The organism is Collinsella sp. SGI.095 (genome assembly GCF_050314535.1).
In the GTDB taxonomy this organism is placed as follows: Bacteria; Actinomycetota; Coriobacteriia; order Coriobacteriales; family Coriobacteriaceae; genus Collinsella.
In genome coordinates this window covers 47,311-62,785 of the sequence record NZ_JBNPNG010000010.1, presented here as the reverse complement: position 1 = coordinate 62,785, position 15,475 = coordinate 47,311, and the positions used below count along the sequence as shown (strand labels likewise).

Genomic DNA, 15,475 nt, shown 5'->3' with positions numbered 1-15,475 from the left:
TCCGCGAAGGTTAGCCCTCAGATCCTGCGGTGGGAGACCTAGGCCTCGTTGTACACCGTCTTGAGCTTCAGCAGGTGAGCGTAGCGGTCCATAGCGGCCTGCTCGTTCTCCTTGAAGAGCTCCTCGGCGCGCTCGGGGAAGGAACGCGTCAGCGAAGCGTAACGGGCCTCGTTCATCAGGAACTCCTGATAGCCGCCCGCGGGCTCCTTGGAATCGAGCGAGAACTTCTTGCCGGCAGCAGCCTCGGGGTTGAAGCGGAAGAGGTTCCAGTAACCGCACTCGACAGCCTTCTTCATCTCGGCCTGGCAGTTCTGCATGCCGCCCTTCTTGATGGAGTGCATCTCGCAGGGGCTGTAGCCGATGATGAGGGACGGGCCGTCATAGGCCTCGGCCTCGTGGATGGCCTTGAGAGTCTGAGCCGGGTTGGCGCCCATGGCGACCTGCGCCACGTAGACGTAACCATAGCTCATAGCGATCTCGGCCAGAGACTTCTTCTTGGTCACCTTGCCGGCAGCGGCGAACTGAGCAACCTGGCCCAGGTTCGAAGCCTTGGAGGCCTGACCGCCGGTGTTGGAGTAGACCTCGGTGTCGAAGACGAAGACGTTGACGTTGTGGCCAGAAGCCAGGACGTGGTCCAGACCACCGAAGCCGATGTCGTAGGCCCAACCGTCGCCACCGAAGATCCAGAAGGACTTCTTGGTGAGGTAAGCCTTGTCGGCGAGGATCGCCTTGGAAGCGTCGCAGCCGCACTTCTCGAGCTCGGCAACGTAGGCGGCAGCAGCAGTCTTGGAGGCCTCGACGTCGTTGACGGAGTCGATCCAAGCCTGACCGGCGGCCTTGAGCTCGTCGGACGGACCGTCAGCGGCGATGAGCTCCTGGGTGGCGGCGATCAGCTTATTCTGGACGGCCTCGTAACCGATGGCCATGCCCAGACCGTGCTCAGCATTGTCCTCGAACAGGGAGTTGTTCCACGCCGGGCCGTGACCGTCCTTGTCCTTGCAGTAAGGAGCGGTGGCAGCGGGGTTGCCCCAAATGGAGGAGCAGCCGGTGGCGTTGGAGATGAACATGCGGTCGCCGGCGACCTGGGTCACCAGACGTGCATAAGCGGTCTCGGCGCAGCCGGCGCAGGAGCCGGAGAACTCCAGGTAGGGCTGCTTAAACTGGCTGCCCTTGACGTTGGCCGCGATGAGCTCCTTCTTCTCGGAGACGTTCTTGACCATGTAGTCCCAAACGGGCTGCTGATCCATCTCCTGCTCGGCGGGAGCCATCTCGAGGGCGCCCTTGGGGCAGACCTTGACGCAGTTGGTGCAGCCCATGCAGTCGAGCGGGGACACGGCCATGGTGAACTTCATGCCCTTGGCCTTGGGACCCATGGCGTCGAGCGTACGGGTAGCCTCGGGCGCGGCGGCAGCCTCGTCCTCGGTCATCGCGAACGGACGGATGGTGGCATGCGGACACACATAGGCGCACTGGTTGCACTGGATGCACTTGGTCTCGTCCCAGTGAGGAACGACCACGGCGACGCCGCGCTTCTCGTATGCGGAGGCGCCCAGCTCAAACTGACCGTCGGCACAATCGACAAAGGCAGAAACGGGCAGGCTGTCGCCATCCATGCGATCGATGGGCTCGAGCAGGTTCTTGACCTGCTGGGCGATAGCGGACTTGGTCTCCTCGGAAAGCTCGACAGGAGCGGCGTCCTCGGCGGTAGCCCAGTCGGCCGGAACCTCGAACTTACGGAAGGCGGTAGCGCCGGCATCGATGGCCTTGTGGTTGGCGTCGACGATGGCCTGGCCCTTCTTCATGTAGGACTTGGTAGCCGCGTCCTTCATGTACTGCAGGGCGTCCTCGGCGGGCAGGACCTTGGCCAGCGCGAAGAAGGCGGACTGGAGCACCGTGTTGGTGCGCTTGCCCATGCCAACCTTGGCGGCCAGGTCGATAGCGTCGATCAGGTAGACGTTGACGTTGTTGTTCGCGATGTAGCGCTTGGCCACGGCGGGCATGTGCTCGGCGAACTCCTCGTCGCTCCACTGGCAGTTGACCAGGAAGGTGCCGCCAGGCTTGACGTCGCGGACCATCTTGAAGCCCTTGACGATGTAGCTGGGGTTGTGGCAAGCGACAAAGTCGGCCTTGGTCACGTAGTACGGCGAGCGGATCGGGGAATCACCAAAGCGCAGGTGCGAGACGGTAACGCCGCCGGTCTTCTTGGAGTCGTACTGGAAGTAGGCCTGAACGTACTTGTCGGTGTGGTCGCCGATGATCTTAATCGAGTTCTTGTTGGCGCCGACGGTACCGTCGCCACCCAGACCCCAGAACTTGCACTCGATGGTGCCGGGAGCTGCGGTGTTGGGCGCATCCTCGGCCTCGGGCAGGCTCAGGTTGGTCACGTCATCGACAATGCCGATGGTGAACTCGCGCTTGGGCTCGTCCTTCTTGAGCTCCTCGAAGACGGCAAACGCGGACGCGGGAGGCGTGTCCTTGCTGCCCAGGCCGTAACGGCCGCCGACGACCTTGATACCCGTCTTGCCGGCCTCGTAGAGAGCGGAGACGACATCCTGGTAGAGCGGCTCGCCGATGGAACCCGGCTCCTTGGTGCGGTCCATGACAGCGATCTTCTGGACGGTCTCGGGGAGAACGTCCACGAAGTGCTTGATGGAGAACGGACGGAACAGGCGAACCTTGACCAGGCCGACCTTCTCACCGTGAGCGTTGAGGTAGTCGATGACTTCCTCGAGCACGTCGCAGAAGGAGCCCATGCACACGACGACGCGATCGGCATCGGGAGCGCCGTAGTAGTTGAACAGGCCGTAATCGGTGCCGAGCTTCTCGTTGATCTTCTTCATGTAGCCCTCGACGACGGCAGGGAGCTCGTCGTAGACCTTATTGCAGGCCTCGCGGTTCTGGAAGAAGATGTCGCCGTTCTCATGGCTGCCGCGGGTGTGCGGGTGCTCAGGGTTGAGCGCGTGATCGCGGAAAGCCTGGACGGCGTCCATGTCGCACATCTCGGCAAGATCCTTGTAGTCCCACATGGCGACCTTCTGGATCTCGTGGCTGGTGCGGAAGCCGTCGAAGAAGTTGAGGAACGGGGTCTTACCCTCGATGGCGGCAAGGTGAGCCACCGGCGAGAGGTCCATGACCTCCTGGACGTTGCCCTCGGCGAGCATGGCGAAACCGGTCTGGCGGCAGGCCATGACGTCGGAGTGATCGCCAAAGATGTTCAGGGCGTGGGAAGCGACGCAACGCGCGGAGACGTGGAAGACGCCCGGGAGCTGCTCGCCCGCGATCTTGTACATGTTCGGGATCATCAGGAGCAGGCCCTGAGAAGCCGTGTAGGTGGTGGTCAGAGCACCGGCGCCCAGCGAACCGTGAACGGTACCGGCTGCACCCGCCTCGGACTCCATCTCGACGACCTTGACCGGGGTGCCAAAGATGTTCTTGCGACCCTGGGCCGCCCACTGGTCGACATGGTCGGCCATCGGGCTGGACGGCGTAATGGGATAAATTCCCGCTACCTCGGTGTACGCATACGAAACATATGCGGCCGCCTCGTTGCCGTCCATAGACTTAAACTTACGCGCCATATACCCCTCTCCTCTCATATAGGTATACAGGCCCCGGCGATTACCGGGATGTTGGCGTGATGGGATTTTCGCTGTTGCTTCCAGTCATCTGACAGGCGGACTCAGCAGCAGGTACATGGCGTGGAGAGAAGGCATGCCGAGGCGAGGAGGCTGCACGCGCTCCACAGGCCCAGCTACCCGTCTTGCACATGATCGAGCGCCGCAAAGGCCGCATGCCGGATGCTCCCGGGCACGCCCCGATGATGGGAAGCGCCCGCAACGGAAATCCGCATGCGGGTTTATTGTACCCCGCCGTCAAGTGTAATTTCGACAAATATAGGCGGGCGGTAAAGGTTTACCCCGAGCGACCATCAAGGGCAAAAATAATCCTTCCGTCACCGAGGGACCAAATGGCAGTTGCGGTGAAATAGGGACTGTTTTTGCCGGCCGTAGCCTTAAACAGTCCCTATTTCACCGCAACTTATTTAGGAGATGAGTCAGAGGGCGCCGAGGAGGATGGCGTAGGTTGTGGATTCTCCGAGCCTGAGCTCGTCACCGGGGTTGAGCTGAGCGGAGCGGCCGGGCTCGACCTGGGTGCAGACGTTCGTCGCGCCGTTTACCACCACGGTTCCGTTGGTGGACGACAGGTCCTCGACGTACCAGACATTTTGGTCATCGCACCACACGTGGGCATGGCGAGCCGAAACGTCATCGCCCACATCGGTGATATCACCCTCCCCCGTCGCCAGCGCGCCGATCTCGACGCCCTCCTCACTCGGCTGAATCCAGCGCGGGGCGCTCACCACGTAGCCGTTTTGCACGCGCAGCAGTCCCAACGGGTGCGCAGGCGCCGCCTCGTGCTCGCCCGTGACCGTCGAGGTGCTCAGCGAGCGCGGCGTCGACGTGGCGCCGCCACAGGTCGCATGAGCGTAGTCGAGGGCATAGGTCACCGACGAGCGGACATCTGCCGAGCAGCCCACGGCGACAAACAGCACCAGGATGGCCTCGGCGCGCTCGGCGGGCATGAGCTCAGCCGCCTGCGACAGGCGCTCGAGCGCATTGCGATAGAGATTCGTGTCCTGATGGCATTCCTCGAGTGCCCGCACCATGGGCTCGCCAGCGGGGCCGCACACCATGTTGGTCACGGCCGTGGCGTCCATGGGATTGCGGCGGCGCAGGGCCAGCTGCGACAGAATGCGCGCGGCCGAGGTGCCGTAATCGGCAAAATAACGTTCCTGCAGCGTGCCGACCGGCGCGCGCACGATAAAGCGCGAAACCCAAGAGCGATCGGCAGCACGGCTCTGCGGACTACGGCCGTCGACGAGCGGGCGGCTCGAGAGCACCAGGCCGCACAGTTCGATATGGCTCAGGTGCGCTGCGCGCTTAAAGATGTCAAACATTGCCCCGCACGGGGTGAGCTCAGCTTGAGAAGCCATGGCTTAGCCCTCCTTGGTCGCAGAGATAGTGTCGGATACTTCGGCCGGCCCGCCAAAGGCGCGAGCAGCCGCGGCTCCGCCGGCAAGCGGCGTCGCCATGGAAATTTTCGCACGTCGCGCTGACACGATGGGAAGCTCAAAGGCAAACCCCATCGCCAGCAAAAACCACGTGAGCGCATAGGTTGCAATTAAGGCGGCAACGAAGCCGCTCGCTACGGCGCGTTGGGAAAACACGGTGCATGCAACCGCGATCAGCACCGGAACCTCGCAGGCAGAAAGCGCCAGTACGCCTTGCAGGAACCCCGTGCGACGATCGTGTGCCATGGCGCCGGCAGCGATGCCCACCATGCCCGGCGGTGCCAACGCCAGTGCGGCGATAATGGCCGGCAGCTTCCCGGACCACATAAGCGGTCCTACGACGAGCGTCACATGGGCGCCCGACGCCAACAGCGCAGCTGATACCACGACCACAGCCCAAAGCACGCCGCATACCGCCGTCGCACCAACCATCGCCGCACGCCGGGCCGTGTGCCCCGATACCTCCATCGGGCACGGCATGAGCGGCTCGGCGCGAAGCGAGCGGGCGACATTTCGCGCATAGTGGTCGCAAAATGCCGAGAGCGCCGCCTCCACCGCAGCCGGCTCGGGACGATCTTCCTGATGGCAGGACAGGCAGGCCATGACCACGTCGAACAACTGGGCATCGACAAACGCCAGCGCATCGCGCAGATCCTCGGAATTTGGATCGAGTCCCAGCTGCTGAGCCTGTTCGGCCGCGGCAAGTGCCACATCGGGCTCGCGTCGCAGCAGTTGCGTCAAGTCGCAGCCGGGCGCGTGGGCGCCAACGGGATAATCGGGCAGCGTATCCATCTTGAGGCGATAAGGGCTGGCGATATCGCACGTCTTTTTGCGCGAGCCCGAAGTACCCGACGCACCCGGCGCTACTTCGTACGGCGCGACACCGGCGATGAGTTCGTAGACCGTACTCGCCGCTGCATACACATCGATTGCCGGCGACATGCGAAGCATGCGCAGGTCGGGGATATCGTCGGTGAGCATCTCGGGCGGGGCGTAGGCCACCGTCGCGCGGCGCAACGTGGCATAGCGCTCGGTAAACGACGCCTTGCCGCCGGTGCCGGCCACCGCAGAGGCGGGCTCGAGCGCCAGCGAAGAGCCAAAGTCGATCAAGCACAGGTCGAAGGTGCCTTCGGCAAGCTGTCGGTCGAGCGGCAGGCGCGCCGTGCGCACCATAATATTAGCGGGCGAGATATCGCGATGGACGAACCCCTCGCCTACCAAGCTCATGCGGCAGAGCAGATCGAACAGGTCGCGACCCAGGCGCGCCGCCAGGAGCGGCGACAGACGCCCGGCATCGTCCACGGCAAGGCGCGAGCGCAGGCGAGCGAGCGTCTCGCCCTCGACCCACTCCATGACAATCGCGGGTACGCCGTCAACCTCGCCCCATCCATACAGGCGGGGAAAGCCTCTAAGGCCCGAAAGGGCGCGATGGCATTCATATTCCTCGCGAAACGCCGCCTTGAACTTGGTGACCAGCGCCTCGTGGGCGACATCGTCATCAAATTCGTCGCGCGTTGGCAAGATGAGCTGCTTGAGTGCCACGGCCTCGCCCTGCGCGTTGACGGCACGCGTCACACGGCCGATACCGCCGCGGCGCATGGTGGCGTCATCGGCAAACAGCATCGTAAAACGGCGCAGGTAGGTGGGAAGCTCGTCCGGGCCCAGCGCAATGGCGGGCTCAAACCCTCCAACGCGCGCCAGGCGCAGGCCCACCATAGGGTCACGGCTGAGCGACTGGGTTGCCACAGAAGCAAGGCTATTCGTCATAGGGCGATCGCCGCCACTTTGGTATTGAAGTTGTTGAGCGCGACGTCGTCATCGCCATAATGCCCCACCCATTGGCACAGATTGGTGTAGCAACCCCATAGGTTGGCGTATTGCTGATACCACTTTGACTTGGGAGAAAACGTTTGCCGGCCAAACTCGGCACGGATGACAAACATATCGTTGGTCAGGCTATCGCACGGTCCGGTATCGCCCGTAGCGTTATAGGTCGAAACCACGCTGTTGGCGCGGGCGACATAGCCATCGAGCATGTTGTATTTGGTCACGAGCCAGCTGTGAATACTCTCCTCCTCGGCAGCCGAGAGACCACCCGAGCCCGTGTCGCCGCCGGCACCGCCGTCCGTCGAGCCATCACTCGAAGATCCACCGCCAGAGGCGGAGCCCGAACCGGAACCGCCGCCCGACGAATCGGAGCTGGAGCCAGACGAACCCGAACCGCCGGGCTGGCCTGTCTGTTGGGCGTCCTGCCCCTTCTGCTGCTCGGCCTTATTGACGACAGAAGCCACACTGTTGTTGGAAAGCTTCGTAATGACCTTGGTGTTGGTGAGCACGATGGTCTTGCCGTTTGCCAGCGTAACCTCGTTGTCCGATGTTTCTGGACTGTCCGCATCGTCGCCACCGAACACAACATGCGAGACCACGCTCGCCCACGCATATCCGGTTGTCGTTCCCAAGTCGCTTTTGGCCTTGCGCCCAATATGCAGCTCGCGCTCAGCATGCGCCTGTACCATGGACGGCACCGTCATGCCATAAGCCGAAACACCGGCTATGACCAGCACGAGCGAGCAAGACAGCAGCACGTACGCCCGAGGCGCCAGGCCCAGCCGGCGTCGAATGCGCACCGCGGCGCCATGCTTTGTCTGAGTGCTAGCGGGCCGCATGCGTTCTCCTCCAACAAAAACACGCCGCTTAAAAGCGGCGCATTCTTTCATATCCACATTTGAGTGTATCAGCGAACCCAAAAGGTTGTGCAACGAATGGGCAAATACGAGGTGCGAGTGGACCCATCCACGCGATAAGCGGATGAAAAGCAGGTTTGTTGTACAACAAATGCATGAACGCGTGCCCAATTATGAGCGCCCCGTGCGGCAGGCCGACGGGACATGCCGCGGAGCTGACGCCGCCTAGATCGCACGACGGGCCTCGATAGCACGGCCGAGCGTAAGCTCGTCAGCATACTCCAGGTCGCCTCCCACGGGCAGGCCGCTCGCCAGACGCGACACCTCGACGCCCAGAGGCTTGATGGTGCGGGCAAGGTAGCTCGCCGTGGTCTCGCCCTCAATGTTGGGGTTGGTGGCGATAATGACCTCGTGGATGTCCTCGTGGCCCAAGCGCGCCAGCAACTCGCGGATGTGCAGCTGCTCGGGGCCGATCTTGTCCATGGGGCTGATCACGCCGCCCAGCACGTGGTAGAGGCCGTGGTAGCTGCCCGTGCGCTCAATCGCCTGGACATCGCGCGGCTCACCCACCACGCAGATGCGGGTGGTGTCGCGCATCGAGTCTTGGCAGATGGAGCACTCGTCAGCGGTGGCGTAATTAAAGCAGCGGCTGCAAAAATGCACTTCCTGCTTAACCTCTAGAATGGCCTCGGCCAGGCGACGCGCCTCCTCGGCGTCGGCCTCGAGCAGGTAGTAGGCGATGCGCTGGGCCGATTTGGGGCCAATGCCCGGCAGACGGCCCAGCTCATCGAGCAGTTTTTGCAGACTATGGTTGGCACTCATATATGTGCGCGTCTTAGAACGGCATGCCCGGGATGTTGAGGCCGCCGGCGATGGCGCCCATCTGCTTGTTGGCGAGCTCGTTGACGCCGCGGACGGCCTCGTTGACGGCAGCCATAATCATGTCCTGCAGCATATCGACGTCCTCGGGATCGAGCGCATCGGGGTCGATGGTGAGGTTGACGAGCTCCATCTCGCCGTTAACGGTCACCTTGACCATGCCGCCGCCGGCAGAGGCGTCGACGGTCTGGGACTTGAGGTTCTCCTGCGCGGCGGCAAGCTGCTCCTGCATCTTGCGGGCCTGCTTCATCATCTGCTGCATGTTCATACCGGCCATGATGGCTCCTTTACGTGTGGTCGCGCGACAAGCTGCAAGGGCAGCCGGGCACGGCGGGACTTTCAAACTCAAAAATCGTACCACGGCGCGGGGCAAACGAGCGGGGCGGTCGCGCTAACTCAGTCGATGTACATGTCCTCTAGCGTGACGCGCCGCCCAAGACTATGCAAGGTCGAATTATGCAAGGTCTCACAACTCGGCGTATATACCCGCCCGCATAGTTACTCCACCGGCTTGAAGATGGTGGACTGGCCAAAGACACTACGTATGAGGGCTTTGGCCTCGTCCTCGGTCTGCGGGATGCCCGGGGCTGCGCCCTGGTGACCGAAAGGACTGCCAGCACCGGGGTTGGACTCCCAAGGGGCAGCGAGGCCGTCGTCACTTGCAGGAGCGGACGTCGCAGCCGCGGGAGCTGCGGCCGAAGCGACAGGGCTGGGCGCAGGCGCCGCGGCAGGCACGTCGAACGGAGGAAGATCTTCCCCGCTCGCATCGCCGGCGAAGCCGCCGACCATGGCGTCGTCGTAGGGTACCTGCTCGGATTCCCATGGCGCAGCCTGCACAGACGGCTGAATCTTGGGAGCAGACGCGCACTCGGACACTCGGGGCGCGGGCTCGGTCGGGAGCTTGCCCGTGGCAGGAGCACCGGCAGGGTTGTCGGAGCGCAGCCAGGGGGCCTTGGCCAGGTCGGATGACTTGGGTGCAGGCGCGGCAGCGGGCTTGGACGCGGGGATCGGAGCAGCCGGTTTGGGCACGGCGGGTTCAGTCACCGACGGGATCGGTGCCGCTACCGGTGCCGCTTTTGGCTGCGTCGCGCTGGCGCTCGAGGATGCAGGGGCCGCCGAGGACACGGGTTGCGGGTCCGCAGATGCCGCAGCCCGTGCAGATGGAGAATGCTCCTCATGTTGAGGAGCCGGCCTGACACCCCCATCCAGGACATAGTCGACGGTGCGACGACCGAAGACCGCACTGACTGTCGGCAAAAACACCGCCTGTGTATCAGCACGCCCGAGCATCTTGATAGCAAATGCCGTAGGGAACGAGACCGTGAGCTTAGAACCATCGTCTGCCGTAGCGCGAGCGTTCAACAGGAGTGCCGCATAAGAAGGTTGTTGGGCCTTGACGCGCTCGACGACCTCGACCCATTTGCGCTGGAGCTCGCCGGCATCCTCGACCGCAGGGGTCTCGGCGGCGCCGGCGGCAGCAACCTGAGCGGCAGTGTTGGGCTGGGGCTTAGGCGCCGGCGCAGCGGCAGGTACGGGAGCCGAAGCGGCGGTGGGCTGGGGCATCGGAGCCGGGGCAGGCCGAGGCGCAGGCGCAGCGGGCTTGGGGGCCGGCGCGGGCTGGGCCGCCGGAGCGGCAGCGCCGCGGTCCCAGGGCATGCCGCCCTGGTGCGCGGGCGTAGCAGTGGGAGCGGCGGATGCCACAGGGGCAGCAGCTCGGGCACCCGAAATCAGCGTCGGTTGTTGTGTCGCCACAGGTGCAGCCGCGACAGCCGCGGGCGCAGCACCACCAGCAGCAGCCACGCTCGCCGGCACCGCGGCGTTGGCGACCATGGCCTCCAAGCGTGCCACGCGCTCGGCCAGGGCCTCAATGGTCAGATCGGCCTCGGGACGTGCCAGGCGCGTGCAGGCGATCTCGAGCACCAGGCGCACGTCGCTCGCACCCCTCATCTCCAACGCGGCATCGTCGAGCACTGTCAGCACGCGGGCCAGACGGTCGGCCGGATGCCCGCCAAAGGCAGCGGCCTCGGCAGCAAGCGCCTCAGCCTGCTCGGCCCCGCCCTCAAACAGCTCGGCACGGGTACCGGCAACGCAGGCCACATACACGTCGCGCACGTGCGCCACCAGGTCGCGCGTCAGCTCAAGCAAGTCATTGCCCTCCTCGACCTGTGCGCGAATGAGCCCATAGAGTCCAGCAATATCACGCTCGGCGATGGCGCGGGCAAACTCGCCCAGGATCTGGTCCGAAACCTCGCCCAAAAGCGAGCGGGCATCGTCCGCATGCACGGCGCCGTTGCCAAAAACGCTCAGCTGCTCCAGCGTGGAAAGCGCGTCGCGCATGCCGCCCTTGGCATGGCGCGCCACGATTGCCAGCGCCTCGTCGTCGTAATCGAAGCCCTCCTGCTCGCACACGTAGGACAGGCGATGCTCGATATCCTCGTTGCCGATGCGGTGGAAATCGAAGCGCTGGCAGCGCGAGAGGATGGTCTCCAGAATCTTTTGCGGATCGGTGGTGCACAACACAAAGATCACGTGCGCCGGCGGCTCCTCGAGCGTCTTGAGCAGCGCGTTGAACGCCGCCGTCGTGAGCATATGGACCTCGTCGATGATATAGATCTTGTACTTGCCACGCACCGGGGCAAAGTTAACGGAGTTGATGATCTCCTCGCGCACATTGTCCACGCCCGTACGGCTTGCGGCATCGAGCTCGTAGACATCGGGGTGGTTGCCCTCGGCGATGAGCTCGCACTCTTCGCAAGTGCCGTCGGGCATGCAGCCGCTTGCGCCCTCGGCGCGCGCCGCCTCGGCATTGCGGCACAGCAGCGCCTTGGCCAGAATGCGCGCCATGGTGGTCTTGCCCGTGCCGCGCGGTCCGCAGAACAGGTACGCGTGGGACAGGCGTCCCTCGGTGATGGCGTGCTCGAGCGTCGAGACGATATGCTGCTGGCCCACCACGGAGTCGAAGGTGAGCGGGCGATACTTTCGGTACAACGATTCCATGGGTGCTCCCCCGGGTATACTGAGTCTTGTTGCCGCGACGGCCATGCGGTCGCACGGCATACTGCACTCATAATAACCCGTACGGCGAGCCCGCCGCGATAGGAGTCCAAAGAGCATGGCAGACGCAGAGAGCAACCTCGTTCCCTCCGAAGCAGCCGACCAGGTCGAGGTCGCGCTCGAGAAACAGGCAGCAGCCGACGACGGCATCCTGTACCTCAACGAGTATCAGTACGAAAACGACCTCGTCACCGACTTCGCCCGCTTGGTCGCCTCGCCCAGGCGTCGCGGCTCGCTGTATGTCGCCGCGGCAATTGCCGCGCTGCTCGGCATCGGCATGTTGGTGGCCGGCGGCAACTGGATCAAGTTTGGCGTCGTCCTGATCGTGTTCGGCGCCTTTTTGGCCTGGTGGAGCAAAAACCTGCACCACACGCTCGCCCGCGACTTTATCGACGCCGTCGAGGCCGACAAGTCCATGGGTGGCCGCTATCGCCGCGTCGCCGCCAACGAGGACGGCTTGATGGTTTGGGGCAAGAGCGGCAAGTCGCAGTTCTTCCCGTTTGAGAAGCTCGACCACGTACTCGACGGCGAGCGCATCTTTGTTGCCATGTTCGCAGACCAGGGCGTGACGATCCCCAAGGACACCTTTGTTCGCGGCGACGCCGAGCAGTTTGGCTCCTTCCTTAAGGCGCGCATCAACAAAAAGCTCCGCATCGAGACCAAGAAGAAGAAAATGAAGGCCGAGAAGGCTGCAGCCGAGGCCAAGCAGGGAGACAAGGCAGACAAGCCCCAGGACAACAAGGGCAAGCAGTGCAAGCAGAAGAAGGGCAAGAAGAAGCGCTAAGGCCAAGTCAGACAGGCAGCCTCGCATCCCGCTATCCTCCCCATGCACCAGAGCGTGCTACACTAGCAGCATCTATGCCACCGCGAATGGCTCGGCACCGCGCCCGCCGCTCGCAAACGAACTTTAAACGCACGAGGGTTGGCCATGCCGCTTTTCTCGCAACATACCGCCCGGTTCTCGCCGGACGTCCCTTTGGAGGGCACCAGCTCTCGCGAGCTGCTCAAGCGGTACCAGCCGCTCGAGACGCTTGCGACCGGCGGTTTTGGCTCCATCGAGATTTGCCGCGACACGCACCTGCGCCGTCGCGTGGCCATTAAGCGCATCCCTCTTATCAACGGCTCCGGCATGCCCGCCAGCGACATCATGGATGTACTGCGCGAGGCACATACCGCCGCCATGCTTCAACATCCCAATATCGTGCAGGTTATCGACTTTACGCATGACACCGCCTATGCCTACCTGGTCATGGAGTATGTCGACGGCATGTCGCTGGCCGAGTTTTTGCATCGCGTGGACGGCCACTCGCTCACCTTTGACGAGGCAGCGACCATTGCCGACGCGTTGGGTCAGGCGCTCACCTTTGCCCATGCAAACGGCGTGCTTCATCTGGACATAAAGCCCGCCAATGTGCTCATTGACCACTCGGGCAATGTAAAGCTCACCGACTTTGGCATGGCGCGGCTGTCATCTGCCGGCGGCTTTGGCGGATCGCGCGGCGGCACCATCGGCTACATGCCGCCCGAACAGCTCGATATCGAGACCGGCACGGTCGACGAGCGCGCCGATGTCTTTGCCCTTGCCTGCGTGATCTACGAGGGCCTGTGCGGCAGCGCCCCCTTTATGGCGGCAACGCCTGCCGACTCGCTCGACCGCATCATCGGCGGCGCCACCTACCCCAGCGAGCTGATCCCGCACTTTCCCCCGGGAGCCGAGGCAGCGCTCATGAGCGCCCTCTCCCCTATGCCGCAAGACCGCCCCGATAGCATCGAGGCATTCTGCGACCAACTCCTTGCCGGCTTGGGGAGCGTGCGCGAAGGCCGTCGCAGCTTGGAGCAGATGGTAAGCGAGCTTTCGGACGACGAGCACGCAGCAGACGATATGGAGTCGCTGCCTTACGAGGATAACGCCATCGAGGTCGACCCCGCGCTTGGTTGGGCGGGCACGCGCTGGAGCTGCGCGCGCGATTACACCATGCGCGGTATCTCGGCGCTAACGTGTGCAACCTTCAGCTTTTTGCTTATGCAGACAGCGGGCGTCGCGGCGCTTCCCGGGCTGGTCGCCGCGGCCATCGCTATTGGCGCGGCGGCAGGCTTGGCACCGCAGATCGGCTCGGCTATCTCGGCCGTGGGCTTTTTGGTGCTCATGGCCAACGCCACCATGCAGGCGCAGGGCATCCTGTCGATGCTGCCGGTCGCGGTCATTTTTGCCGCCGCCATGTCCGGATGGTGGATTGCCTGGGGACGCACCGAAGCGGCCGCGAGCGCGGCACTCACCTGCGCGCTTGCGCTAGGTTGTCTAACCGGCGACGCCATCCTTGCCGCCGGGGCCGCCGCGGGCTTCGCGGCGTTTTGGCTCGGCCCGGCAAGCGCCGCTGCCGCCACGGGTATAGGCGCGCTTTTTGCCCGCCTGGCCGCAGCTGCCCTCCCTACGGGAGGCGTGCTGGGGCTTGGCAATGTCGCCGCAGCGCTGGGCGACGCGTTCCTCTGGGCCGCCTTCGCACTGATTGCAGCAGCAGCCGCGGCAACGTCGCTGCTGCTCAAAGCCCATGCCAAGCGCGCCGAGCAGGGGTCAAACCTCGCCGCCATCGTCGCAATTGCCGTCGCCGGTATCGGCTCGGCCGTATCGTTTTGTCTTGCACACCATATGGAAATTGCCAGCCTTGCGGGCACGGTCGTCGCCAAGGCGGCGGTTGCGGGAATCCTATCCTCTATAATCGCTGGGATATGCCTGTATTTGCTCGGATACCAAAGAACCTATACGGAGAGTGATCTTTCGTGAACTTCCTGAACATCTTCGAGGACCACGTGGCCGGCATCTTCGGTGCCACCCGTGCCCCGTTCTCCTTTAAGAAGCTTGCCAAGCAGGCTGCTCGCGACATGGAGGATCAAACTCTGGTGATCAACGGCGTCAACACCGCGCCGGCGCTCTATACCATCCTGATCGCCACCGATGACGATCCCATGCTTGCCCCGTTCTATCCCGAGCTTTCGCGCGAGGTGCGCGAGTTTGTGAAGGCGCAGGCCGAAAAACGCCGCTACGTCTTTGTCGGCGAGCCCCTTGTTCGCTTTATGATCGACCCTCAGCTGCGCGCCGGCAAGTTCTCGGTCTTTGCCGAGAACGTCGACGCTCCCACGCTCGGCCGTCTGTACGAGGAAGAGCGCGCCTATCAAAATGGCCTGGGACAGAACAGCTCGGCCACAAGCCGTGCCGCAAGCGCCCCCCGCGCCGGTCAGCAGCAGTTTGCATCGCCGCAGCAACACCCGGCCGCCATGCCCCAGCAGCAGCCGACACCCCGCGCTGCCACTCCCGACCCGCTCGCTGTGGCCGACCCCTTTGCACCCAATGTCCCCGATCCCGCAGCCCCCATCCCTGTGCCGCAAACCGTCTCGCGCGACGCACTTGCCGGTATGGGCGGAGCGGCTGCCACTGGCGCCGCCGTGGGTCTTGGCGCTGCGACCAGCATCGCCTCCAACATGGCAAGCCCCCGCGCCCCGCAGCGTCCGCTCGCCCAACTCGTCGACGTCGTGAGCGGCGAGAGCCACAACATCACCTCCGCGCAGGTGACCATCGGTCGTGAGCGCTCGGTATCCGACATCGCCCTGCGCGACCCCAACGTGTCGCGCCGTCATGCCCAGCTCACCTTTACCGGCTCTGACTGGTCGATCGAGGACCTCAACTCCACCAACGGCACGCTCGTCAACAACCGTCGCATCACGCGCTGCCCGCTGCGCAACGGCGATCTGCTAACGTTTGGCCTGAGCACCTTTGAATTTAGGGGTTAAT

10 protein-coding genes are annotated in these 15,475 nt (G+C 63.8%); 3 read left to right on the top strand and 7 right to left on the bottom strand.

Features of this window, described 5'->3' with window-relative positions:
• Positions 1 to 38: 38 nt before the first annotated feature.
• The 7 genes from nifJ to dnaX all read right to left on the bottom strand — a co-directional run bounded on the left by nifJ (position 39) and on the right by dnaX (position 11,631).
• Positions 39 to 3,578 carry a pyruvate:ferredoxin (flavodoxin) oxidoreductase gene (nifJ, locus tag ACQRCA_RS05430; RefSeq protein WP_427719337.1) on the bottom strand — a complete coding sequence of 1,180 codons (3,540 nt, stop codon included), beginning with the start codon at positions 3,576 to 3,578 and terminating at the stop codon, positions 39 to 41.
• A 476-nt stretch (positions 3,579 to 4,054) separates the two neighbouring features.
• The gene (locus tag ACQRCA_RS05425; RefSeq protein ID WP_427719336.1) at positions 4,055 to 4,993 is read right to left on the bottom strand and encodes an FHA domain-containing protein; all 939 of its coding nucleotides are present in this window, start codon (positions 4,991 to 4,993) and stop codon (positions 4,055 to 4,057) included.
• A 3-nt stretch (positions 4,994 to 4,996) separates the two neighbouring features.
• A complete protein-coding gene (locus ACQRCA_RS05420) occupies positions 4,997 to 6,838 on the bottom strand; it encodes a serine/threonine protein kinase (protein WP_427719334.1) in 1,842 nt (613 codons plus the stop codon).
• Complete coding sequence (locus ACQRCA_RS05415; protein ID WP_427719333.1) at positions 6,835 to 7,737, bottom strand: hypothetical protein; 903 nt, start codon at positions 7,735 to 7,737, stop codon at positions 6,835 to 6,837. The genes ACQRCA_RS05420 and ACQRCA_RS05415 overlap by 4 nt, the downstream gene beginning before the upstream one ends.
• 243 nt (positions 7,738 to 7,980) lie before the next feature.
• A complete protein-coding gene (gene recR / locus ACQRCA_RS05410) occupies positions 7,981 to 8,577 on the bottom strand; it encodes a recombination mediator RecR (RefSeq protein ID WP_099432550.1) in 597 nt (198 codons plus the stop codon).
• 13 nt (positions 8,578 to 8,590) lie between these two features.
• On the bottom strand, positions 8,591 to 8,911 hold the full coding sequence (locus ACQRCA_RS05405) for a YbaB/EbfC family nucleoid-associated protein (RefSeq protein WP_427719331.1): 321 nt from the start codon (positions 8,909 to 8,911) through the stop codon (positions 8,591 to 8,593).
• A 221-nt stretch (positions 8,912 to 9,132) separates the two neighbouring features.
• Positions 9,133 to 11,631 (bottom strand): DNA polymerase III subunit gamma/tau, encoded by a 2,499-nt coding sequence (gene dnaX, locus ACQRCA_RS05400; protein WP_427719330.1) that lies wholly within the window; start codon positions 11,629 to 11,631, stop codon positions 9,133 to 9,135.
• 115 nt (positions 11,632 to 11,746) lie between these two features.
• On the opposite strand from dnaX, the gene ACQRCA_RS05395 reads away from it, so the two are divergent.
• The 3 genes from ACQRCA_RS05395 (at position 11,747) to ACQRCA_RS05385 (ending at position 15,474) form a co-directional block, all read left to right on the top strand.
• A complete protein-coding gene (locus ACQRCA_RS05395) occupies positions 11,747 to 12,472 on the top strand; it encodes a hypothetical protein (RefSeq protein ID WP_427719328.1) in 726 nt (241 codons plus the stop codon).
• A 144-nt stretch (positions 12,473 to 12,616) separates the two neighbouring features.
• Positions 12,617 to 14,470 (top strand): serine/threonine-protein kinase, encoded by a 1,854-nt coding sequence (locus tag ACQRCA_RS05390; protein WP_427719326.1) that lies wholly within the window; start codon positions 12,617 to 12,619, stop codon positions 14,468 to 14,470.
• The gene (locus ACQRCA_RS05385) at positions 14,467 to 15,474 is read left to right on the top strand and encodes an FhaA domain-containing protein (RefSeq protein ID WP_427719325.1); all 1,008 of its coding nucleotides are present in this window, start codon (positions 14,467 to 14,469) and stop codon (positions 15,472 to 15,474) included. The genes ACQRCA_RS05390 and ACQRCA_RS05385 overlap by 4 nt, the downstream gene beginning before the upstream one ends.
• Position 15,475: the final 1 nt, after the last annotated feature.

Bases quoted from the DNA above. Each gene is read 5' to 3' on its own strand.
- dnaX (WP_427719330.1), bottom strand. From the start codon at position 11,631: ATGGAATCGTTGTACCGAAAGTATCGCCCGCTCACCTTCGACTCCGTG.
- ACQRCA_RS05420 (WP_427719334.1), bottom strand. From the start codon at position 6,838: ATGACGAATAGCCTTGCTTCTGTGGCAACCCAGTCGCTCAGCCGTGAC.
- nifJ (WP_427719337.1), bottom strand. From the start codon at position 3,578: ATGGCGCGTAAGTTTAAGTCTATGGACGGCAACGAGGCGGCCGCATAT.
- recR (WP_099432550.1), bottom strand. From the start codon at position 8,577: ATGAGTGCCAACCATAGTCTGCAAAAACTGCTCGATGAGCTGGGCCGT.
- ACQRCA_RS05405 (WP_427719331.1), bottom strand. From the start codon at position 8,911: ATGGCCGGTATGAACATGCAGCAGATGATGAAGCAGGCCCGCAAGATG.
- ACQRCA_RS05425 (WP_427719336.1), bottom strand. From the start codon at position 4,993: ATGGCTTCTCAAGCTGAGCTCACCCCGTGCGGGGCAATGTTTGACATC.
- ACQRCA_RS05415 (WP_427719333.1), bottom strand. From the start codon at position 7,737: ATGCGGCCCGCTAGCACTCAGACAAAGCATGGCGCCGCGGTGCGCATT.
- ACQRCA_RS05390 (WP_427719326.1), top strand. From the start codon at position 12,617: ATGCCGCTTTTCTCGCAACATACCGCCCGGTTCTCGCCGGACGTCCCT.
- ACQRCA_RS05395 (WP_427719328.1), top strand. From the start codon at position 11,747: ATGGCAGACGCAGAGAGCAACCTCGTTCCCTCCGAAGCAGCCGACCAG.